The sequence below is a fragment of the Enterococcus sp. DIV1420a genome (assembly GCF_051712165.1).
Taxonomy (GTDB): Bacteria; Bacillota; Bacilli; order Lactobacillales; family Enterococcaceae; genus Enterococcus; species Enterococcus faecalis.
In genome coordinates, this window is record NZ_JBIOOI010000002.1 from 757,208 (window position 1) to 776,946 (window position 19,739).

The 19,739-nt window shown below is 34.2% G+C and carries 19 protein-coding genes and 1 pseudogene; all 20 read left to right on the forward strand.

Going from position 1 to position 19,739, the window contains the following annotated elements; translation table 11 throughout:
• A complete protein-coding gene (locus IGI80_RS15055; protein ID WP_131750131.1) occupies window positions 1-945 on the forward strand; it encodes an LCP family glycopolymer transferase in 945 nt (314 codons plus the stop codon).
• Between the two features lie 15 nt (window positions 946-960).
• Window positions 961-1,740: a YveK family protein gene (locus tag IGI80_RS15060; protein ID WP_131750130.1), complete on the forward strand. Its 780-nt coding sequence runs from the start codon at window positions 961-963 to the stop codon at window positions 1,738-1,740.
• An 11-nt stretch (window positions 1,741-1,751) separates the two neighbouring features.
• Window positions 1,752-2,444: a CpsD/CapB family tyrosine-protein kinase gene (locus tag IGI80_RS15065; RefSeq protein ID WP_438724107.1), complete on the forward strand. Its 693-nt coding sequence runs from the start codon at window positions 1,752-1,754 to the stop codon at window positions 2,442-2,444.
• 19 nt (window positions 2,445-2,463) lie between these two features.
• On the forward strand, window positions 2,464-3,225 hold the full coding sequence (locus tag IGI80_RS15070) for a tyrosine-protein phosphatase (RefSeq protein ID WP_438724108.1): 762 nt from the start codon (window positions 2,464-2,466) through the stop codon (window positions 3,223-3,225).
• A 12-nt stretch (window positions 3,226-3,237) separates the two neighbouring features.
• On the forward strand, window positions 3,238-5,055 hold the full coding sequence (locus IGI80_RS15075) for a polysaccharide biosynthesis protein (RefSeq protein WP_438724109.1): 1,818 nt from the start codon (window positions 3,238-3,240) through the stop codon (window positions 5,053-5,055).
• 10 nt (window positions 5,056-5,065) lie between these two features.
• Window positions 5,066-5,698 (forward strand): acetyltransferase, encoded by a 633-nt coding sequence (locus tag IGI80_RS15080; RefSeq protein ID WP_014862292.1) that lies wholly within the window; start codon window positions 5,066-5,068, stop codon window positions 5,696-5,698.
• A 1-nt stretch (window position 5,699) separates the two neighbouring features.
• Window positions 5,700-6,818, forward strand: coding sequence for a DegT/DnrJ/EryC1/StrS family aminotransferase (locus tag IGI80_RS15085; protein WP_438724110.1), 1,119 nt, complete (start codon window positions 5,700-5,702; stop codon window positions 6,816-6,818).
• On the forward strand, window positions 6,811-7,428 hold the full coding sequence (locus IGI80_RS15090; protein WP_010709689.1) for a sugar transferase: 618 nt from the start codon (window positions 6,811-6,813) through the stop codon (window positions 7,426-7,428). Before IGI80_RS15085 ends, IGI80_RS15090 begins: the two co-directional genes overlap by 8 nt.
• Window positions 7,385-8,650: a glycosyltransferase family 4 protein gene (locus IGI80_RS15095; protein ID WP_438724111.1), complete on the forward strand. Its 1,266-nt coding sequence runs from the start codon at window positions 7,385-7,387 to the stop codon at window positions 8,648-8,650. Before IGI80_RS15090 ends, IGI80_RS15095 begins: the two co-directional genes overlap by 44 nt.
• Before the next feature lie 19 nt (window positions 8,651-8,669).
• Entirely contained in the window at window positions 8,670-9,692 is a 1,023-nt protein-coding gene (locus IGI80_RS15100) for a polysaccharide biosynthesis protein (protein ID WP_160194926.1), read from the forward strand.
• Window positions 9,689-10,798 carry a capsular polysaccharide biosynthesis protein CapF gene (locus tag IGI80_RS15105; RefSeq protein WP_438724264.1) on the forward strand — a complete coding sequence of 370 codons (1,110 nt, stop codon included), beginning with the start codon at window positions 9,689-9,691 and terminating at the stop codon, window positions 10,796-10,798. The genes IGI80_RS15100 and IGI80_RS15105 overlap by 4 nt, the downstream gene beginning before the upstream one ends.
• 3 nt (window positions 10,799-10,801) lie before the next feature.
• The gene (wecB, locus tag IGI80_RS15110) at window positions 10,802-11,926 is read left to right on the forward strand and encodes a non-hydrolyzing UDP-N-acetylglucosamine 2-epimerase (RefSeq protein ID WP_438724112.1); all 1,125 of its coding nucleotides are present in this window, start codon (window positions 10,802-10,804) and stop codon (window positions 11,924-11,926) included.
• A complete protein-coding gene (locus IGI80_RS15115; RefSeq protein WP_160194925.1) occupies window positions 11,923-13,065 on the forward strand; it encodes a glycosyltransferase in 1,143 nt (380 codons plus the stop codon). The genes wecB and IGI80_RS15115 overlap by 4 nt, the downstream gene beginning before the upstream one ends.
• A 189-nt stretch (window positions 13,066-13,254) precedes the next feature.
• Window positions 13,255-14,421, forward strand: coding sequence for a nucleotide sugar dehydrogenase (locus tag IGI80_RS15120; RefSeq protein WP_010709683.1), 1,167 nt, complete (start codon window positions 13,255-13,257; stop codon window positions 14,419-14,421).
• 3 nt (window positions 14,422-14,424) lie between these two features.
• Entirely contained in the window at window positions 14,425-15,837 is a 1,413-nt protein-coding gene (locus IGI80_RS15125; protein ID WP_438724113.1) for an oligosaccharide flippase family protein, read from the forward strand.
• Window positions 15,838-15,891: 54 nt separating this feature from the next.
• A complete protein-coding gene (locus IGI80_RS15130; protein WP_438724114.1) occupies window positions 15,892-17,253 on the forward strand; it encodes an O-antigen polymerase in 1,362 nt (453 codons plus the stop codon).
• Window positions 17,254-17,364: 111 nt separating this feature from the next.
• Window positions 17,365-17,817: a hypothetical protein gene (locus tag IGI80_RS15135; protein ID WP_014862282.1), complete on the forward strand. Its 453-nt coding sequence runs from the start codon at window positions 17,365-17,367 to the stop codon at window positions 17,815-17,817.
• Window positions 17,818-18,722: 905 nt separating this feature from the next.
• A complete protein-coding gene (locus IGI80_RS15140) occupies window positions 18,723-18,929 on the forward strand; it encodes a hypothetical protein (protein WP_438724115.1) in 207 nt (68 codons plus the stop codon).
• 8 nt (window positions 18,930-18,937) lie between these two features.
• Entirely contained in the window at window positions 18,938-19,279 is a 342-nt protein-coding gene (locus tag IGI80_RS15145) for a hypothetical protein (protein WP_438724116.1), read from the forward strand.
• A pseudogene (locus IGI80_RS15150) lies at window positions 19,216-19,737 on the forward strand (carbohydrate ABC transporter permease); the annotation flags it as partial. The gene IGI80_RS15145 and the pseudogene IGI80_RS15150, both read left to right, overlap by 64 nt.
• Window positions 19,738-19,739: the final 2 nt, after the last annotated feature.

Sequence of the window (19,739 nt, forward strand, 5' to 3'; positions counted from 1 at the left end):
ATGGCAAAGCAAACAAGAAAATCAAGAGGGAAAAAAATATTTTTGATTATTTTAGGAATCGTTGTTGTACTGGTTTTAGCAGTTGTTGGGGTGGGAACTAAACTGTATCTAGATCTCTCCCATTCAATCAAGGAAACCTATCAAACAGTGGAAAGAGCAGAGGGTCCTAGAACAACACCAGTTGATTTAGCAAAGCAAGAATCTTTTTCGGTTTTATTGATGGGGATAGATACAGGAGATTTAGGACGTGTAGACCAAGGCCGTTCTGACACGATGATGGTTGCTACAGTAAGTCCAGAAGATAAACAAACAACCATCGTCAGCATTCCTCGAGATACCTATGTCGAGATTGTTGGACATAATACAACAGATAAAATCAACCATGCCTATGCATTCGGCGGAGCAGCCATGGCGATGGATACTGTTCAAAATTACTTAGATATTCCAATCGATCATTATGTATCCATCAACATGAAGGGTTTAAAAGAATTGGTTGATGCTGTGGGCGGTATCGAAGTCAACAATGACATCACTTTTTCACAAGACGGTTATGATTTCACCATCGGAAAAACCACATTAGATGGCGATCAAGCATTAGCATATTCCCGGATGCGTTATGAAGATCCAAATGGGGACTATGGAAGGCAAGAACGTCAACGGAAAATCGTTGAAGGAATAGCGAGAAAAGTCTTGAGTCTAAATGGTGTCAGCAACTACCAATCCGTCTTAAATGCTTTAGAAACAAATATGAGAACTGATATGAGTTTTACTGATATGCGAAAAATCGCTTTCGATTACCGCGATGCATTTGGCACGATCAAACAAGATCAAATGCAGGGAGAAGGATTTATGCAAGACGGCATCTCCTATCAAAGAGTAAGTGATCAAGAGCTTGAACGTGTACAAAAAGAATTAAAAGACCAATTAAATCTAGAGACTAAATAGGAAAGTGGAGAAAAAATGGAAGAGACAATCAGCTTAAAAGAAATTTTTGAAACATTGCGTAAACATTTGGTAACCATCCTTATTTCAATGTTTGCCGGTTTAGCAATCGCAGGAGTTGCAACATTCTTTATCTTAACACCTAAATACAGTTCACAAGCACAGCTGATCGTGACCTTGCCGCAGTCAGATACGACCAATGCAAATGATGTCAATATGAACTTGCAAATGATCAATACGTATAAAGATATGATCGTCAGCGACTTGGTTTTAAATGAAGTCAAAGACCGATTGGAAACGGAAGACAACGTGAAAATGACGGCTGGAGAAATAAAAGAATCTATTTCAGTTAATCAGTCTCAAAATTCACAGATGTTCTCGATCCAGGCAACAGATACGAATGCAGTAACGGCACAAAAAGTCGCCAATATGACAGCACAAGTCTTTCAAGAAAATGCTAAAGATGTGATGAATGTTGATAAGATCTCAATTATTTCAGCAGCTGTTGCGAATACGACACCTGTTTCTCCAAATAACAAATTGAACTTAGTCATTGGTTTGATATTAGGTTTAATGGTCGGTATCGGGATTGCGTTCTTGATGGAATTGCTTGACCGAACAGTGAAGGATAAAAAATTCGTAACTGAAACATTAGGCTTCCAGGTTTTAGGAACAGTTCCTGAAATGTCAGCGAAAGAATTAAATGCTGGTATTCGCAAAAAAGGACCCGCTCCTGTACATCCTGGAACAGTAAATGAAAAAAACGGCCCTTCACGCAGAAACCGCTCAAGAGTCTAGGAGGAAGAAAAATGGCACACAAACAAAAAACACCACAAACACAAGCAGTCAGCTTGATTACATTTACAAACCCTTCTTCACCGGTAGCTGAACAATACCGCATGATCCGAACGAATATCCAATTTGCTTCACCAGGTGGTCAGCAAATCAAAACGATCGTTGTTACTTCTTCTGGACCAGGAGAAGGAAAATCAACAACTGCAGCGAATATGGCTGTTGTATTTGCAAAATCTGGCCAACGCGTTTTATTAGTAGATGCCGATTTGCGGAAACCAGTTTTATATAAAACGTTTAAATTGACCAATATCAGCGGGTTAAGCACGATCCTCAGCACGGCAGGGAATATTGCAGATGAAGTACAGAAAACACCAATTGAGAATCTGTCTGTTTTGCCTAGTGGTCCTAAACCACCAAACCCATCAGAATTGCTGAATTCCCCAAGAATGGATCAGCTTTTAGCAGAAGCAAAAGATCTTTATGATGTCATTATTTTTGACATGCCGCCAGTCGTTGCAGTCACAGATGCCCAAATCATGTCTTCAAAAACAGACGGTACGTTATTAGTTGTACGCGAAAACACGTCACGCAAAGAGTCATTGACAAAAGCAAAAGAACTGTTAGACATGGCTCAAGCAAAAGTCCTCGGCGTTGTGTATAACGGAGCAGAACACAGCAAAGATGCAGGCTATTATTACGGAGATTAACTTATAGGAGACGAGAGAAATGATTGATTTACATTGTCATATTTTACCAGGGATCGATGACGGTGCAGAAACACTAGAAGCAAGTATTGCCATGGCGGAAAAAGCAATTAGCCAGGGCATCACACATATTCTGTGTACGCCCCATCACAACAATGGAAAGTATCGAAATGAAAAGTCGGAAGTGATTTCTCTGGTCTCTTTTGTGCAATCTGAATTTGACAAACGACAGTTGCCAATAACGTTATTGGAAGGACAAGAAATAAGAATCACCGGTGATTTGGTTGAAGACATCCGTCGAGATGAAATCTTATTTACAGACCTAGATGATACCTATTTATTGATTGAATTTCCGACACTGGAAGTGCCGTTATATGCAGAACGGCTTTTTTTTGAATTGCTGCAAATGGGAAAGAGACCCGTCATTGTTCATCCAGAACGCAATGCACACTTCAGAAAAAATCCCAATCATTTAGTGCCCTTCCTCGATATGGGATGCCTTGCTCAATTGACTGCACCCAGTTACATGGGTGTGTTTGGTAAAGATATCCAAAAAACAGCCAAAACAATGGTCAAACATAATCTGGTCCAAATGACTGCGTCAGATGCCCATGGTATATCTAAACGAACCTTTTATCTCAAAGAATGCTATGAGCAGATAGCCAAGGATTTTGGACAGGAAAAAGTAGCGCAGATGAAACAAGTAGCAAAGGATTTAATCAATGGAGATGAGGTTGTTTATCCAGAATATACAGAAGTGAAGAAGAAGTTTGGGTTATTTTAGGGGGAATATAGGGTGTTTGTATTAACAAGGAGAAGAAAGATCATTACCTTGATTTTAGTGGATAGTTTATTATTGATTGCCGCCAATATAGAAGCTGTAGAGTTCATGAAACCATTTGTCGGTATACCAAGAAATCTTGTTTTTGTTTCGGCAGGTTTATCTGTGGGTTTCTACTTGTTTTATGGCAGTTTATTCAAAGTATTTACTAGGATTAACCGCTATACAAATTTAAGAGAGATGATTGTGATTTTCGGCTCGCTAACCGCAAGTGCAGGTTCAAGTATTATTGTTTTATCTTTTTTCAATGAACGTTATAGTCTACGCTTAGTGACATTCATTTATCTTCTCTCATTATTGTTGATCATAGGCAGTCGTTTGGTCTGGCGGATTTATGTCGAAAGAAAAAACAGAAGCTATTCATCCGTTGAATCAGCTAAAAATACAATCATTGTTGGTGCTGGTGAAGGCGGCCGTATTTTATATAACAGTTTTATAGGGTCTAAAACTGCTCAAAGTATTCGTGTAGTGGGGTTTGTCGATGATGATCCTAACAAACAAAATATCTATCTTTCAGGTAAAAAAGTATTAGGGATGCTAAAAGATTTGCCTGAATTAATTCAAAAATATGATGTCGAAATGGTCACTATCGCTATTCCTTCCTTATCACGAGAAAAATTACGTGAACTATTTGAATTAGTTGAATCTTCTCATGTCAAAGTCAGCACGATGCCTTCCATGGAAGAACTTGCTTCGGGAAAAACTAGCGTGTCTAAGTTGAAAAAAATCGATGTAGTCGATTTGTTAGGAAGAGACGAAGTAGAACTGGATATTGAATCGATCCAAGACCAAATCACAGGAAAAGTGATTCTTGTCACAGGTGCGGGCGGTTCGATTGGTTCAGAAATCTGTCGCCAAATCATTCAATTTTGTCCTGCGAAGTTATTGTTGCTAGGTCATGGAGAAAATTCGATTTATCTCATTGATCGTGAATTGCGTATAAATGATAAAAAGAAACGTACAGAAATTGTACCGATTATTGCGGATATACAAGATCGAAAGAAAATCCATGAGATCATGGCGCAGCATCAGCCAGATATCGTCTATCATGCAGCAGCTCACAAGCATGTTCCATTGATGGAATGCAATCCAAAAGAAGCAGTCAAAAACAATATTTTTGGAACAAAAAATGTGGCAGAAGCAGCGAAAGTAGCCAAGGTCAAGAATTTCGTCATGGTATCGACAGATAAAGCTAACAACCCGCCAAATGTCATGGGCTCAACCAAACGAATCGCTGAAATGATCGTGACAGGATTGAATGAAGAATTATGCACGAAGTTTTCAGCAGTGCGTTTCGGGAATGTACTGGGTTCTCGAGGCAGTGTGATCCCAGTCTTTCGTGAACAAATTGCAAAAGGCGGACCAGTGACGATCACTGATTTCCGCATGAGCCGCTATTTCATGACGATTCCTGAAGCAAGCCGATTAGTGATTCAATCAGGAGCGCTAGCAAAAGGTGGCGAAATCTTTGTTTTAGATATGAGTGAACCAGTGAAAATCGTTGATCTGGCAAAAAATATGATTCGTTTGAGCGGCTATAGTGAAGATGAAATCGAAATTGTTGAAACAGGGATTCGCCCAGGTGAAAAATTATATGAAGAATTGTTATTGGATAAAGAAAGAAATGATGAAGTAGTTTACGAAAAAATCTTTGTCGGGAACATCAAAGGGTATTCGATGAAGACCGTAATGGAATTTGTTGATAGCTTGCCGCAAGATGACAAGCAGTTAGCCAAAGATATTGTCGCTTTTGCGAATGCTTCGAATAAGTAGGGGGAGTTACGTGAAAACAATTATTGTAGGCGCAGGTGGATTTGGTAAAGAGATTGCTTTTTTACTGCAAAGTTTCCCTGAATATGAACTGATTGGTTTCGTTGATGATGAATCAAACATACACGGTGATAAAGTAGTAGGCAAACCTGTTTTAGGAAATATAAAATCTCTAATGAATATAGACAAGAAAACTGCTGTCTTTATGGGGATTGCTTCTCCCCGTATAAAAGAGAAAATATATCAAACGTTAAAAGGAAACACTAATTTGATTTTCCCAAATTTGATTGCGCCTAGTGCATTAATAGGAATAAATATCCATTTAGGTATTGGGAATATCTTGATGCCGTATACGTCTTATACAGCCGATATTGTTCTAGGAAATTTTAATATGATCAATATCAGTTCTACTATTGGTCATGATGCAAAAATAGGTGATTATAATTCTATTTTTCCTAGTGTAAACCTTTCCGGGAAAGTTACTTTAGGCGATAAAAATCAAATAGGTGTCGGAACTAAAATTATACAAAATATAGCTATTGGTAATGGAAATATTATAGGTGCAGGAAGTGTAGTGATTAGAGATATCGAAAATCATACTAAAAATGTTGGTGTACCTGCTAGAATCATAGAAAGATGGGATTAAATTGGATGAAAAAAGAATATTATTAGCTTCTCCTCATGTGAGTGAAGAAGGTTATGAACAAGCGTATGTAAAAGAAGCGTTTGATACAAATTGGGTGGCTCCTTTAGGCATGAATGTCAATGGTTTTGAAGAGGAATTAGCAGAATATGTTGGAACTGGACATGCTGCGGCACTTTCTTCAGGTACTGCCGCTATACATTTAGCATTAAAAGCAGCAGGGGTCGGTAAAGATGATATAGTGATTTGCCAATCCCTAACTTTCTCTGCCACAGTGAATCCAGTTATTTATCAGAATGCTGTACCAGTATTCGTAGATAGTGATTATGAGACTTGGAATATGAGTCCAAGTCATTTAAGAGAGGCTTTAGAAAAATATCCTCAGGCAAAAGCTGTTTTAGTGGTGCATTTGTATGGTTTATCAGCTAATTTAGATGAAATAACGCAAATATGTGATGAGTATGGTGTGACCTTGATAGAAGATGCTGCCGAATCTTTAGGGACTACGTATAAAGGAAAATTTACTGGTACATTTGGTGAATATGGAATCTTTTCTTTTAATGGAAACAAAATAATCACTACATCAGGTGGAGGAATGTTAGTTTCTGAAAGCAAAGAGAAGATATATAAAGTAAAATTTTGGGCTACTCAATCCCGTGAGAATGCACGTCACTATCAGCATAATGAGATTGGTTACAATTATCGTATGAGCAATATCGTTGCTGGTATTGGTCGTGGACAACTCAAAGTTTTGAAAGATAGAATTGAAAAGAAACGCTATATTTACGATTTTTATAAAAAAGAACTATCAAATCTGTCAAATATCCAATTTATGCCAGAAAATAGTTGGAATGAGCCTAATTATTGGTTGAGTGTAATAACAGTTAATGGGCTTGATTCTACTTTCCTTATTGATGAATTGGACAAAGACAATATAGAGGCGCGTCCAGTATGGAAACCAATGCATCTGCAGCCCGTTTTCAAACAATATGATTATATTGGTGATAATGTTGCAGAGACTTTATTTGAATCAGGTGTTTGTTTGCCTTCAGACACAAAAATGTCAGATGAAGATTTAAATCGCGTAGTAACTACCATTAAAAGAGTGATCAATCATGCGTAAAAAAACGTTTTATCAACTTATTGGAAAAAGAGCACTAGATATTTTATTATCAGGAATTGCTCTTATCATTTTATCTCCGATTATTTTGATTGTCGCAATATTAGTAAAAACTAAGCTTGGTTCTCCTGTTATTTTTAAACAAGAGCGTCCAGGTAAAAATGAAAAAATTTTTTCTATGTATAAATTTCGAACAATGGCTGATGAAAGAGATCAGAACGGAAATTATTTACCAGATGATGTTCGCTTAACAAAGTTCGGTAAAATGCTTAGAGCAACCAGTTTAGATGAACTACCTGAACTATGGAATATTTTAAAAGGGGATATGTCGATCGTTGGACCTCGTCCATTATTAGTGGAATATCTGCCTCTCTATAATGAAAAACAGAAGAAAAGACACAACGTGAGACCTGGTTTAACTGGATTAGCCCAAGTTAACGGAAGAAATGCAATTAGTTGGGAAGAAAAATTTGATTTGGATCTCCAGTATGTGAAGAAAATCAGCTTTTTTGGTGATATAGCGATTATAGTTAAAACTTGCGCAAAAGTAATTATGAAAGAGAATATCGATGCAATCACCAACAGTACACCAGAAAAATTTAAAGGGAGTTAAATGTATTATGTCATTGAACGTTCTATTTCTTACTCTTTTAGATTTCGAAAATTTGGAGGAAAGTAATATTTATACTGATTTGCTCTCTGAATTTGTAAAAAACAAACACAATGTTTCAATCATATCTCCAGTTGAAAGAAAAAAAAATACAAAAACTCATTTAATCGAAATCAATGATAAATGTAAAATTTTAAAATTAAAAATAGGAAATATCCAAAAAACTAATTTGTTAGAAAAAGGTATTTCTACAATACAGATAGAACAACAATTTATAAACGGAATCAAGCATTATTTTTCAGATATAAAGTTTGATTTAGTGGTTTACTCTACCCCTCCGGTGACTTTTGCTAAAGTGGTTGATTTTATAAAGAAAAGAGACAACTGCAAAAGCTATCTTTTGTTGAAAGATATATTTCCACAAAATGCAGTTGATCTGGGCAAAATCTCGAAAAAAAGTTTGATTTATAAATATTTTAGAAAAAAGGAAGTTTCGTTATACGAAGTATCTGACTATATAGGAACAATTTCAGAAAAAAATTCTCAATATATACTCCACCATAATGAATTTGATAGAAGAAAAATTGTGGAAATAAATCCTAATTCTATTAGAATCAAAAACGATAAGGTAGACTGTCAACTCCTCAAAAAGGAAATAGGCAGTGAATATGGTATTCCAGAAGATAAAGTGGTAATGCTGTATGGCGGCAATTTAGGAAAGCCCCAAGGAGTTGATTTTCTTTTAGAAATAATAAAAAGTCTAGAAGAAAGAAAAGATTTTTTCTTATTAATAGTTGGTTCTGGAACAGAATATGAGCGAATAAAAAAATATTTAAGTTCTAATGATATAAAAAATACATTATTAATTAATGGATTACCTAAAAATGAGTATAAAAAAGTGGAATCTATTGCAGATATAGGTTTAGTATTTTTAGACAAAAGATTCACTATCCCAAATATTCCTTCTAGAATACTAGGATATATGGAGTCAAGAAAACCTATTTTAGCAGCGGTAGACAGATCTACAGATTTGAAAGAAATGATAGTGGAGGGGCAGTTTGGATATTGTTCAGAACACGGAGATTTAAGAAAATTTGTAGGTAATATGGAAAAACTGAAAGATAAGAATACCAGAAATATCTTAGGGGAAAATGCATTTATTTATTTGAAAAATAATTTTGATGTAGAAAAAAGCTATACTACAATCATGAAGCATTTTAAATGATGAAAAGGGAGAACAAAGCATGTTCAAAGATAAAATATTATTAATCACTGGCGGAACTGGCTCTTTTGGTAACGCAGTAATGAAACGATTTTTAGATTCTGATATTAAAGAAATCCGCATTTTTTCACGGGATGAGAAAAAACAAGACGACATGCGGAAAAAATACAATAACGATAAATTGAAATTTTACATTGGTGATGTTCGTGATATTAATAGCGTGAAAAATGCGATGTATGGGGTTGATTATGTGTTTCATGCTGCTGCACTTAAACAAGTACCTTCTTGTGAATTTTTCCCTATGGAGGCTGTAAAAACAAATATTGTAGGAACCGACAACGTGCTGACAGCTGCCATCGAAATGGATATTCAAAAAGTGATTTGCTTATCAACAGATAAAGCAGCTTATCCTATCAATGCAATGGGGATTTCTAAAGCGATGATGGAAAAAGTGTTTGTTGCAAAAGCAAAAACTGTTTCGGAAGAACGCACGACGATATGCGGGACTCGTTACGGAAATGTAATGGCTTCTCGCGGATCAGTCATCCCGCTTTTTATTGACCAAATCAAAGCGAATAAACCTTTAACTGTGACAGATCCTGAGATGACACGTTTCTTGATGAGTTTAGAAGAAGCTGTAGAATTAGTTATTTTTGCCTTTCAGAATGCAAAAGCCGGAGATATCATGGTACAAAAATCACCTGCTTCTACAGTTGGGGATTTAGCCCAAGCAGTGAAAGAACTATTTCAGGCAGAAAATGAAATTCATGTAATTGGGACACGTCATGGAGAAAAGCAGTATGAAACGTTATTAACGAAAGAAGAATATTTAGTAGCCCAAGATATGGGTGACTTTTATCGCGTTCCGGCAGACACACGTGATCTTAATTATGATAAATATTTTGTGGAAGGCAGTAAGGAATTAACACAAGAAGGAGAATACAATTCAGACAATACGCAACGCTTATCTATTGAGCAAATCAAGGAAAGACTTCTTGAATTAGATTACGTTAAAAAAGAATTGAAAGAGTGGCAAAACAAATGAATATCTTAGTGACTGGAGCAAACGGCTTTGTTGGGAAAAATCTGATTGCTGAATTAAAAAATGAAGGCTACACAGATATTTTCAGTTTTAACATAGATACACCAAAGGATTTATTAGATGAATATTGCAAAAAAGCAGATTTTGTTTTTCATTTAGCTGGTGTCAATCGACCAAAAAATGAGGCAGAATTTATGGAGGGGAATTTTGGTTTCACTTCAGAATTGCTTTCAAAATTAAAAGAGCATCAAAATACTTGTCCTGTGATGATTTCTTCTTCTATCCAAGCAGCACTCGAAAATTCCTATGGAAAAAGTAAAAAAGCTGGTGAAGAACTCTTGAAATCCTATCAAGAGGAAACCGGAGCACCTGTTTATATTTATCGTTTTGCAAATTTATACGGAAAATGGTCACGACCAAATTACAATACGGTAGTAGCAACATTCTGTTATAAAATCGCAAGAAATGAAGAAGTCACAGTCAATGATCCAAATGCGGCCGTTGAACTTTGTTATATCGATGATGTAGTAAAAGAATTACTTCATTGTCTGAATGGTAAACCTTATATGGAAAATGGCTATTGTGCAGTTCGAGAAACAGATGAAGTGACGATTGGTGAGCTAAAAGAACTGATTACTTCATTTAAAAACAGCCGAACAGATTTGAGTGTGCCAAACCTTGCCAGAAGAGTAGAAAAAAATCTGTACAGCACATATTTGAGTTTTCTGCCAGAAGATGATTTTTCTTATTTTCTAAAAATGAATATAGATAATCGTGGATCGTTTACTGAATTTTTACGAACAAAAGATCGCGGACAAGTATCCATCAATATCTCAAAACCAGGAATCACCAAAGGAAATCACTGGCATAACACAAAAAACGAGAAATTTTTAGTTGTAAGCGGGCAAGGTGTTATCCGTTTTAGAAAAATCGATTCAAGTGAAGTAATTGAGTATTTTGTTTCTGGAGAAAAGTTGGAAGTAGTAGATATTCCAGTGGGATATACGCACAATATTGAAAATCTAGGAACAACAGACATGGTAACTGTGATGTGGGTCAATGAGCCATTTGATCCAGAACATCCAGATACTTATTATGTGGAGGTTTAATCAATGAAAAATTTAAAAGTGATGACAGTGGTAGGCACGCGCCCAGAAATCATTCGTTTATCTGCTGTAATCAATCGTTTAGAAAGTTCAGAAGCTATTGACCATGTATTGGTACATACGGGACAAAACTATGACTATGAGCTAAATGAAGTGTTTTTTGAAGATTTCAAGTTGAAGAAACCAGACTATTTTTTAAATGCAGCAACAGGTACAGCAATCGAGACCGTTGGGAATATCTTAATCAAGATTGATCCTATCTTGGAAGAAGTAAAGCCAGATGCCTTTTTAGTATTAGGTGATACCAATAGTTGTTTATGTGCGATTGCAGCAAAACGTCGTCATATCCCTATTTTTCACATGGAAGCCGGTAACCGTTGTTTTGATCAGCGTGTCCCAGAAGAAACGAATCGTAAAATCGTCGACCACACAGCTGATATCAATTTGACATACAGCGACATTGCACGAGAATATCTTTTGCGCGAAGGATTACCTGCAGATCGTGTCATCAAAACAGGCAGCCCAATGTTTGAAGTATTGAATTCAAGAAAAGAAGACATCCAACAGTCAGATATCTTTGAACGATTAGAGTTAAAAGAAGGGCATTATTTTGTGGTCTCCGCACATCGTGAAGAAAATATCAGTTCAGAAAGCAATTTCTCAAATCTAATAGATAGTTTAAATGCAATTGCTGAAACCTATCAACTACCAATTATCGTGAGCACGCATCCGCGTACGATGAAAATGATCGAATCAAAAGGAATCAAGTTCCACGAGTTGATCCAAACGATGAAACCTATGGGATTTAATGATTACAATAAACTGCAGATCCATGCAAAAGCGGTACTAAGTGATAGCGGGACAATCAGTGAAGAATCCTCTATCTTGAATTTCAAGGCACTAAATATCAGACAAGCGCATGAACGTCCAGAAGCAATGGAAGAAGCCAGTGTGATGATGGTTGGACTAGAAAAAGAGCGGATAATGCAAGGACTAGAAGTATTGGGAACACAAGAAAAAGATACTTTGCGCCATGTGGCAGACTACTCTATGCCAAATGTTTCGGAAAAAGTTTTGCGCATTATCCTATCTTATACCGACTATGTGAATCGGGTGGTGTGGGGTGAGTGAAGAAAAAAATATTAATAGTTGCTGAAGGATATTTTCCTGCACAAAAATATGGTGGGCCACCGGTCAGTATACTAAACTTTTGTGAGCTATTAAAAGATAAATATACTTTCCATATTGTTACGCGTGATCATGACCTTAATGAAAATGAACGGTTGCAGGGCATTAATGAGGGATGGAATATAAGGCCAGAAGCGAAAGTTCTCTATGTAAATAGAGAAAAAAGTTTTTCTAAACTTATGGGTAGTGTAATCAAGGAAATAAAACCTGATTTAATATATATAAATAGTTTTTTTGATTATAAATTAATAGGCTCAGTTTTTTATACCAACTTTACTATACCGTTACTAATTGCGCCTAGGGGACAGTTGCTAGACGGAGCTAGAAGTAATAAAAGTATGAAAAAAAATGTTTATATAAATGTTTTTAAATTAGGAAATATATTCCATAAAAATATTTATTTTCAATCGACAAGCAATGAAGAGGATAACGTTTTAAAAAATCTATTTCCATCAAACGATACAATATTATTTACCAATATCCCTAGTCCAAGCAAAGTGAATAACAAGAAGAATAAACACGAAAAAAAATTAAATTTGGTCTTTTTATCTCGAATCGTTCCCAAAAAAAATTTAGATTATGCAATTGAAATTTTAAATACACTTGAAGAAAATGTATCTTTGGATATTTTTGGTCCTATAGAAGATAAAAATTATTGGGAGATTTGTCAAAAAAAAATAGCAGCTTTGCCTGCTAATATAGAGGTTAATTATAAAGGAAATATAAGTCATGAGGATGTTGATGGAGTATTTAGGAAGTATGATGCTTTCTTATTTCCTACTAAAAGTGAAAATTACGGACACGTTATTTCGGAGTCTTTGTCAAATGGATGCCCAGTTATTCTTAGTGATAAAACCCCGTGGAATGATATAGAAGATGGTCAAGAAGGCTACATTTGTTCTTTGGAAAATATTGAAGGATTTAGAAAAGCAATCAAAGCCTTATATAATATGTCTAATGAAGAATATCAAGTAATGCAAAATAACATCAAAGCGTTTATGAAATCCAGAATTGATTTCTCAATTTTAAGAGATGATATTTCTTTGAAACTCGAAAAGATAATGAATAACGGCAAGAAGTAATTTTATACGTCTGTAGATATAGCTAAAAAATTGATAAGTAAAAAACAGCTGTGATATGTGTTTATCTAATCTATTATTTGTTTGAAAGCAGTATGCAAAGCATCGTCAATATTTCAAGTTTCTTTTTTTGTTTATAGTATGTACTGGACAAGTGAATAATAAATAACGTTATGGAGAGTATACTTAATTATGAATATTTCAGTATTCGGCCTCGGCTACGTCGGTTTAGCGAACGCTTTGCTGCTTAGCCAGCATGAAAATGTTAAAGCATATGATATTGTCGAAGAAAAAATCGATATGCTACAAAATAAGAAGTCACCTCTAGAAGATAAAGAAATCCATGAATTTCTTGAACGAGATGATTTGAATGTAGCATTCACTAAAGATTTTGAAGAGGCAGTTTTATTTGGAGATTACTTGATTGTCGCGACACCAACGGATTACGATGAAAAGAAAAATTACTTTAATACTGCTACAGTTGAAGATGTTATTGAAAAAGCATTAGCTATTCGTCCTGATGCGACATTCATTATAAAATCTACTGTACCAGTGGGGTATACGGCAGACGTAAAAGAAAAATTTAAAACAGAAAATATCATTTTCTCTCCAGAATTTCTGCGTGAAGGAAGAGCTCTATATGATAATCTCCATCCTTCTAGAATCGTAGTAGGGGAATGTTCTGATCGCGGACAAGAAATTGCGGATATGTTTAAGCGAAATGCCTTAGATCAAGAGGTATCAGTTTTATTGACTCATGCTACTGAAGCAGAAGCAATCAAATTGTTTTCAAATACCTATCTTGCGTTACGTGTGGCCTACTTCAATGAGTTGGATACTTACGCTGAATCTCGAGGTTTAAATACAAAACAAATTATTGAAGGAGTAGGTTTAGATCCACGAATTGGTTCGCATTATAATAATCCTTCTTTTGGTTACGGGGGATATTGTTTACCTAAAGACACGAAGCAGCTAAGAGCCAATTATGAGGAAGTTCCAAGCAACATCATAGGCGCTATTGTGGAAGCAAATACAACAAGAAAAGATTTCATTGCAGAACAAATTTTAGCTAAAAAGCCGGAAACAGTCGGTATCTATCGTTTAACAATGAAAGCAAATTCTGATAACTTTCGATATTCCTCTATTCAAGGGATCATGAAAAGAATCAAGGCAAAAGGGATTGAAGTGGTGGTTTATGAGCCAACACTGGATGCCGAAGAGTTCTTTCATTCACGAGTAATCAAAGATTTTGAAGAATTCAAAAAAATGGCAGATGTGATTGTTTCGAACCGTATGGAAAGTCATCTGGCTGATGTTCAAGAAAAAGTTTATACGAGAGATATTTTTAGACGGGATTAAAATATGAAAAATATAGCAAAAAATTTTTTTTACCAGAGTTTATTCCAAGTCGCTAAAATAATTATTCCTATCATTACAATACCAATAGTATCAAATGCTCTTGGACCAGCAGGGCTGGGAATTTATAATTACACGTTTTCGATTGCTCAGTATTTTGTTTTGGTCGCTGGACTGGGTGTGACAATATACGGAAATAGGGAAATAGCTCTAGCTTATAATAGAAATAAACAGGAGCTGTCAAAAGTATTTTGGGAGATTTTTGTTTTTAAAGCCCTCATTACAATCGGTGTTATCGTGGTATATTTCATTGTGGCTTTATTTCTAGACAATAGGATATATTTATTTATCCAATCTTTAACAATATTAACAGTATTTTTTGATGTTTCATGGTTTTTTATGGGGATCGAAGATTTTAAAAAGGTAAGTATGTCAAGTTTGTTTGTCCAATTAATTACTTTCGTTTTGATCATTTTGTTTATTAAAAATGAAGGGGACACAATCAAATATACAATGATACAAGCGACAGGCATCCTTCTTTCCCAAGTGGGGGTGTGGCTGTTTATCCCTAAATATATTCATTTTACAAAGATACACATAAAAAATAGCTTGAATCATTTGAAAGGTTCGTTTGAATATTTTATTCCTCAAATCGCAATCATGCTGTATACTAATTTAAACAAAACACTCTTAGGATTTACTTTGGGAAGTGTGGCTGTGGGTTATTTTATTAATTCACTGCAGTTAAATACAGTATTTATTACCGTCATCACAACCTTAGATTTAGTTCTTTTGCCACACATGACAGGAATTTTTGCTAAACGGAATACTGATAAGATTGTAAGAACGATGGAGAAAACAATTCATTTGCAGTTGTTCTTTTCTATTCCTATTATGTTTGGTATGCTGACTATTTATGACAAACTCGTACCTTGGTTTTTTGGAGAAAAGTTTCTGTATATAAATAATGTTATTCCTTTTTTTACAATACTTATAGTAATTATCCCATTAGGTATTTCTATATCTAGGCAATATTTGATGCCGATTGGACAAATAAAAGAATATAATAAATCAGTGATGATTGGTGCAGGTATTAATATTGTATTTAATCTGATTTTGCTGCCAACTATTGGGTTTTTCGGTGTAGTATTTTCAAATATTTTAGCCGAATGTTTTGTTACTTTTGTAAGAACAAAATCTTTCTTAGAGAGTACAGATTTTAAATTTGAATATCATAAAATTGGAATCTTTTTACTAGGCGGAATGTTGATGTGTACAGTGACACGTTATTTAACAAGTAATTTATCAAGTAGTATTTTAACTAATATTATACAGTTTGCTATTGCATTGCCTATCTATTTAACAATTACTACTCTATTTAAGGCAAATCCATTGCTTGATTTATTAAATAAAAAATAGTTTTTACAAGTATGTTTATAAATTAGAACTTTGTTAAGGAGGTTATTATATTTTATGCTATTTTTTATAACAGTTTTACTGTTGTTAATATTAATGATTCCGTTAGTAAAATGGACAAAAGCAGGTAAAGATTTATTTAATCCAGTAACGATTTCATTTTTTTTTCTAATTATCACGTCTGTGCCTTATCTGTTTTCTATTGCAAATGATGTCTACATCATCCAACCACAAGTATTACGAGAAATTGGCATAGAAAATATTCCTAAAGAAATAATATATTTTGTCGTAATTTTATTGATAGGTGCGTTTTCTTTATATTTTGGTATGAAAGTACCTATGATTAAAAAATTTTCAAACTTACCTGGCCTTCCTAAATCAGAAAACAGAAAAAGATATATTGTGGGAACTTTGCTGTCTTTTTTTGTTGGTATGTTAGGCTATCTAATTTTTTTGAGAGGCGTAGGCGGATTTAGTGTTTTAACATCAAACCTTAATATTAGAACTCAAATGACAGCTGGCAATGGATATCTTTTGTCGCTGACAACAACTTCATTAACGATTTCTGTTGTTTGTTATATATATACGTTCAAATATAAGAAATCATTTATTAAATATTTCTTTTTATTGTTATTAATTTTATTTGTAGGTTTTCTCTTAACATCTTTAGGAGGAAGAAAACAAACGCTTCAATTAGTTACGTTTAGTTTGATCTCTTGGCATTATGGAGTTAAAAGGTTAAAAAAAATACCTAAAAAGATATGGCTGTTAGTTCCTCTTTTAGTAATTTATATTGTTGGAATACCTATTTTAAGAAGTCCTGATGGAATAGAAACACTTCTAAATAATCCTAAATATTTAGCGAGCGAAGTGAAGGATAACATTGGAAAATCTACAAAAGAGATAAGTTACATTGACACCTACTTGTTTATAACTAATCATTTTGATGTTAGTAACATATGGCTAGGCAGCAGTTTTAAAGATTTGTTATCTGCTCCCATCCCTAGTTCTATTATTCCCGAGAAGCCGCCTGTAGATGAAGGGGTCTATATAAGGACACTTGCAGAAGGGAATAGGAATATCAAACCATCAATGCCATTTAAAGAATTGTTTCCATCATCGTGGCCTCCAGAAACAATTGGTACTATGTACATGAACTTTTGGATTCCAGGTGTAATAATAGGGATGTTTCTTTTAGGGAAAATATATAAACTTGCTTATCTCTATATGAAAAAATGCGATTTTAACGCACATTCGGTAATGATTTATTGTTATATTTTATTAAATTTTCATTTAAGTAATTTAAGGATAACTCAAACTATTACGAGTATCCTTGTTATCTCAGCTTTCTTTTTTATGATTTTAGGATTTAGTATAAAAAAGAACGAAAAAGAAAAGAGGTATATAGTCAATATATAAATTAAACCCTTATGGCTAGTTAATTTTAAAATCAAAAGGGCAGATTATACTTATAGTGCAAAGGTTGATAAAAACCTCTGCACTATATTTTTTTAGTTTGAGGAGAGATGTATGAAAGTCTTTAAGTGGTTCGTAGAAACAATCGTATACAAAGAGGATACTTCGTTAGAAATGTTTGGTTTTGAAGTAGAAACATTGAATGATTCGAAACAAACAGTATTTGAAATTGTAAAGTATCGAACAAACGAGTTGTTAAAACAAAAAGGACAAAAAGCGAAGCGAACAACGATTTGTTGGATAGAGCTAAAAAGTGTTCAACATATGAGTAAATATCAGCGATTTGTTCGATTATACGAAACTAAAAGACCTCGTAAAGCAATTATGAATATCTTGAAAATTCCTTTTTGGAAACTACGACAATTCGAGGAATATTATAACGGAAATACGAAGCCATTGACGAAAAAAGGATATTTAGAATTAAAAACTTTTTTGAGTGATGAAGAAATTCGTAGACACCATAAAATACCTGAATGTGAGTTTCAGCAGTTTTTAAAGGGAATGTAAAAAAAATAATCTTGTGTACTATATAACTGGATATAATAGGCGCATTTCATGCGTACAGGGTTGAGCCAATACTACTGATTTCAATAACCAAACTTTTAGGTAGTATACCCTTTATCAAAGCTCATAACCCACTTGCGATGGCGGGATAACCAAGCTTTTTACAAGATGCAGTGTAACCGTGGCGGTAAGAGGCGGGCTGATAATTGTTTATTTATGAAGAAATGTAGATTATTTGCATGATGGTTCTGTAATAATGGTTCGATTCCATTAAATGTAGTTGGCTATTATGTGTTTGAGATTTAGTCTTTTGGCTATCTACAACCCATTTAATCCTTTCTTATGATTTTGCATGGAAAAGTAAAACTTTTTTTGCTCTTAAACTTTTAAGCTGAAAGGAAGAATTTTTGAACACATGATAGTAAAAAAACTGTCTATAATTAATAGATAGCTTTTTTGAATTAGCTATTGTAATATATAATAGCTGCTAGGGCTACTGTTAGTGTTAATGGATGAACACTATTTAATAGTTGCCCAATTACAACTAAACCAATAATGATTGCTCCGATGGCAAACATTAGTTTAGTTAGTGATTTATTTAGCATCGAAAAACCTCCAATGTTAATTTGTTTTCCTGTTTTATTGGTTGTTTCATTGAAACTCCTCCTTTCTTTATTTTTTCTTTCCTTAAAATAATTATCATATTAAAGAAAATATAGGACAATGAATTTTTATTGAATTTTTTTCGGTTTTTTTTGTGAAAGAGTCTTTAAATAGGCTCTTTTTTTAGTGCGTAATGTTTTTTGGTGGTTCGATTCCACCTCGCACTTTTTTGAAAAATAAAACTAATATGAGTAAGGAAATATAATTTTTTCAAAAAAATTATTTAGAAAAAGGAGAGGAAGAAAATGAAAGTAATTCATAAATATTTTATAGGACAAGATACTGAAATTTGTATGGTATACAGTAAAGGTGGCTATTCTGTAAGTATTTGTATTGATGATCTAAAAAATTATTGTAGTCAACTGTATCGAAATTTTAATAGTAAAGAGGAAGCAGAAAAGTTTTATTTCAGTTTAATTGAATTGAAAGAACAGCTTGGCGAAGGAGAATAAGAGGAAGTATGTTTTTTACAAAAGTTGGTGAATGTATTGTTTGTGATCCAAAAGGAGAATATTTGCAAAGAAATAGAAAGGGAGAAAAAAGAATGTTAGAAAAATGTTTAGAGAAATGTGTGTGTTGTGGTTCAGATAAAATGGTAAAAAATGGAAGATTGTTACAAGGCTTATCTGTTGAGTGCGAATCTTGTGGTTTGATGTTATCTGTTCCGTGTCAAATAAGTGAGGAACAAAATGATATAAGTTCTTATTATAGTGCGTACTATACCATTCCAAAATATGAGGAAGAGATACACTTTTTATTACGTACATCGCAACAATTGCTATTCCTTGGCAATCGTATATGATTCCACAATTTATTATGATGCGTCAATTAGGTTTGACTGACACGTTATGGTCACTTGTTTTATTACAAGCATTTAATGCATTTGGAGTCTTTTTACTGAAACAATATTACAGCAGTATTCCAGATTCACTATGTGAAAGCGCGCGGATTGATGGGTTAAGTGAGTGGGGAATTTATTGGAAAATTATTTTACCATTAACCAAACCAGCTTTAGCCAGTCTCACGATTATTACTTTTGTGAATACATGGAATGACTATATGGGACCTTTCATTTATTTATCTTCTACTGAGAATAAAACGATTCATTTAGGTTTGAAAATGTTCGTCGGTTTATTTGATGCTGAATATGCCTTAATCATGGCCGCATCAGTGGTTTCTATTTTACCAGTAGGGATTGTCTTTTTAGCAATGCAAAAATACTTTGTTGAAGGTATTGCTACATCTGGAATGAAGAATTAGGA

Excerpts from the sequence above, each read along its gene's own strand:
- IGI80_RS15055 (WP_131750131.1), top strand. The coding sequence starts at position 1 with ATGGCAAAGCAAACAAGAAAATCAAGAGGGAAAAAAATATTTTTGATT.
- IGI80_RS15060 (WP_131750130.1), top strand. The coding sequence starts at position 961 with ATGGAAGAGACAATCAGCTTAAAAGAAATTTTTGAAACATTGCGTAAA.
- IGI80_RS15065 (WP_438724107.1), top strand. The coding sequence starts at position 1,752 with ATGGCACACAAACAAAAAACACCACAAACACAAGCAGTCAGCTTGATT.
- IGI80_RS15070 (WP_438724108.1), top strand. The coding sequence starts at position 2,464 with ATGATTGATTTACATTGTCATATTTTACCAGGGATCGATGACGGTGCA.
- IGI80_RS15090 (WP_010709689.1), top strand. The coding sequence starts at position 6,811 with ATGCGTAAAAAAACGTTTTATCAACTTATTGGAAAAAGAGCACTAGAT.
- IGI80_RS15095 (WP_438724111.1), top strand. The coding sequence starts at position 7,385 with ATGCAATCACCAACAGTACACCAGAAAAATTTAAAGGGAGTTAAATGT.
- IGI80_RS15100 (WP_160194926.1), top strand. The coding sequence starts at position 8,670 with ATGTTCAAAGATAAAATATTATTAATCACTGGCGGAACTGGCTCTTTT.
- IGI80_RS15105 (WP_438724264.1), top strand. The coding sequence starts at position 9,689 with ATGAATATCTTAGTGACTGGAGCAAACGGCTTTGTTGGGAAAAATCTG.
- wecB (WP_438724112.1), top strand. The coding sequence starts at position 10,802 with ATGAAAAATTTAAAAGTGATGACAGTGGTAGGCACGCGCCCAGAAATC.
- IGI80_RS15120 (WP_010709683.1), top strand. The coding sequence starts at position 13,255 with ATGAATATTTCAGTATTCGGCCTCGGCTACGTCGGTTTAGCGAACGCT.
- IGI80_RS15125 (WP_438724113.1), top strand. The coding sequence starts at position 14,425 with ATGAAAAATATAGCAAAAAATTTTTTTTACCAGAGTTTATTCCAAGTC.
- IGI80_RS15130 (WP_438724114.1), top strand. The coding sequence starts at position 15,892 with ATGCTATTTTTTATAACAGTTTTACTGTTGTTAATATTAATGATTCCG.
- IGI80_RS15135 (WP_014862282.1), top strand. The coding sequence starts at position 17,365 with ATGAAAGTCTTTAAGTGGTTCGTAGAAACAATCGTATACAAAGAGGAT.
- IGI80_RS15140 (WP_438724115.1), top strand. The coding sequence starts at position 18,723 with ATGAAAGTAATTCATAAATATTTTATAGGACAAGATACTGAAATTTGT.
- IGI80_RS15145 (WP_438724116.1), top strand. The coding sequence starts at position 18,938 with ATGTTTTTTACAAAAGTTGGTGAATGTATTGTTTGTGATCCAAAAGGA.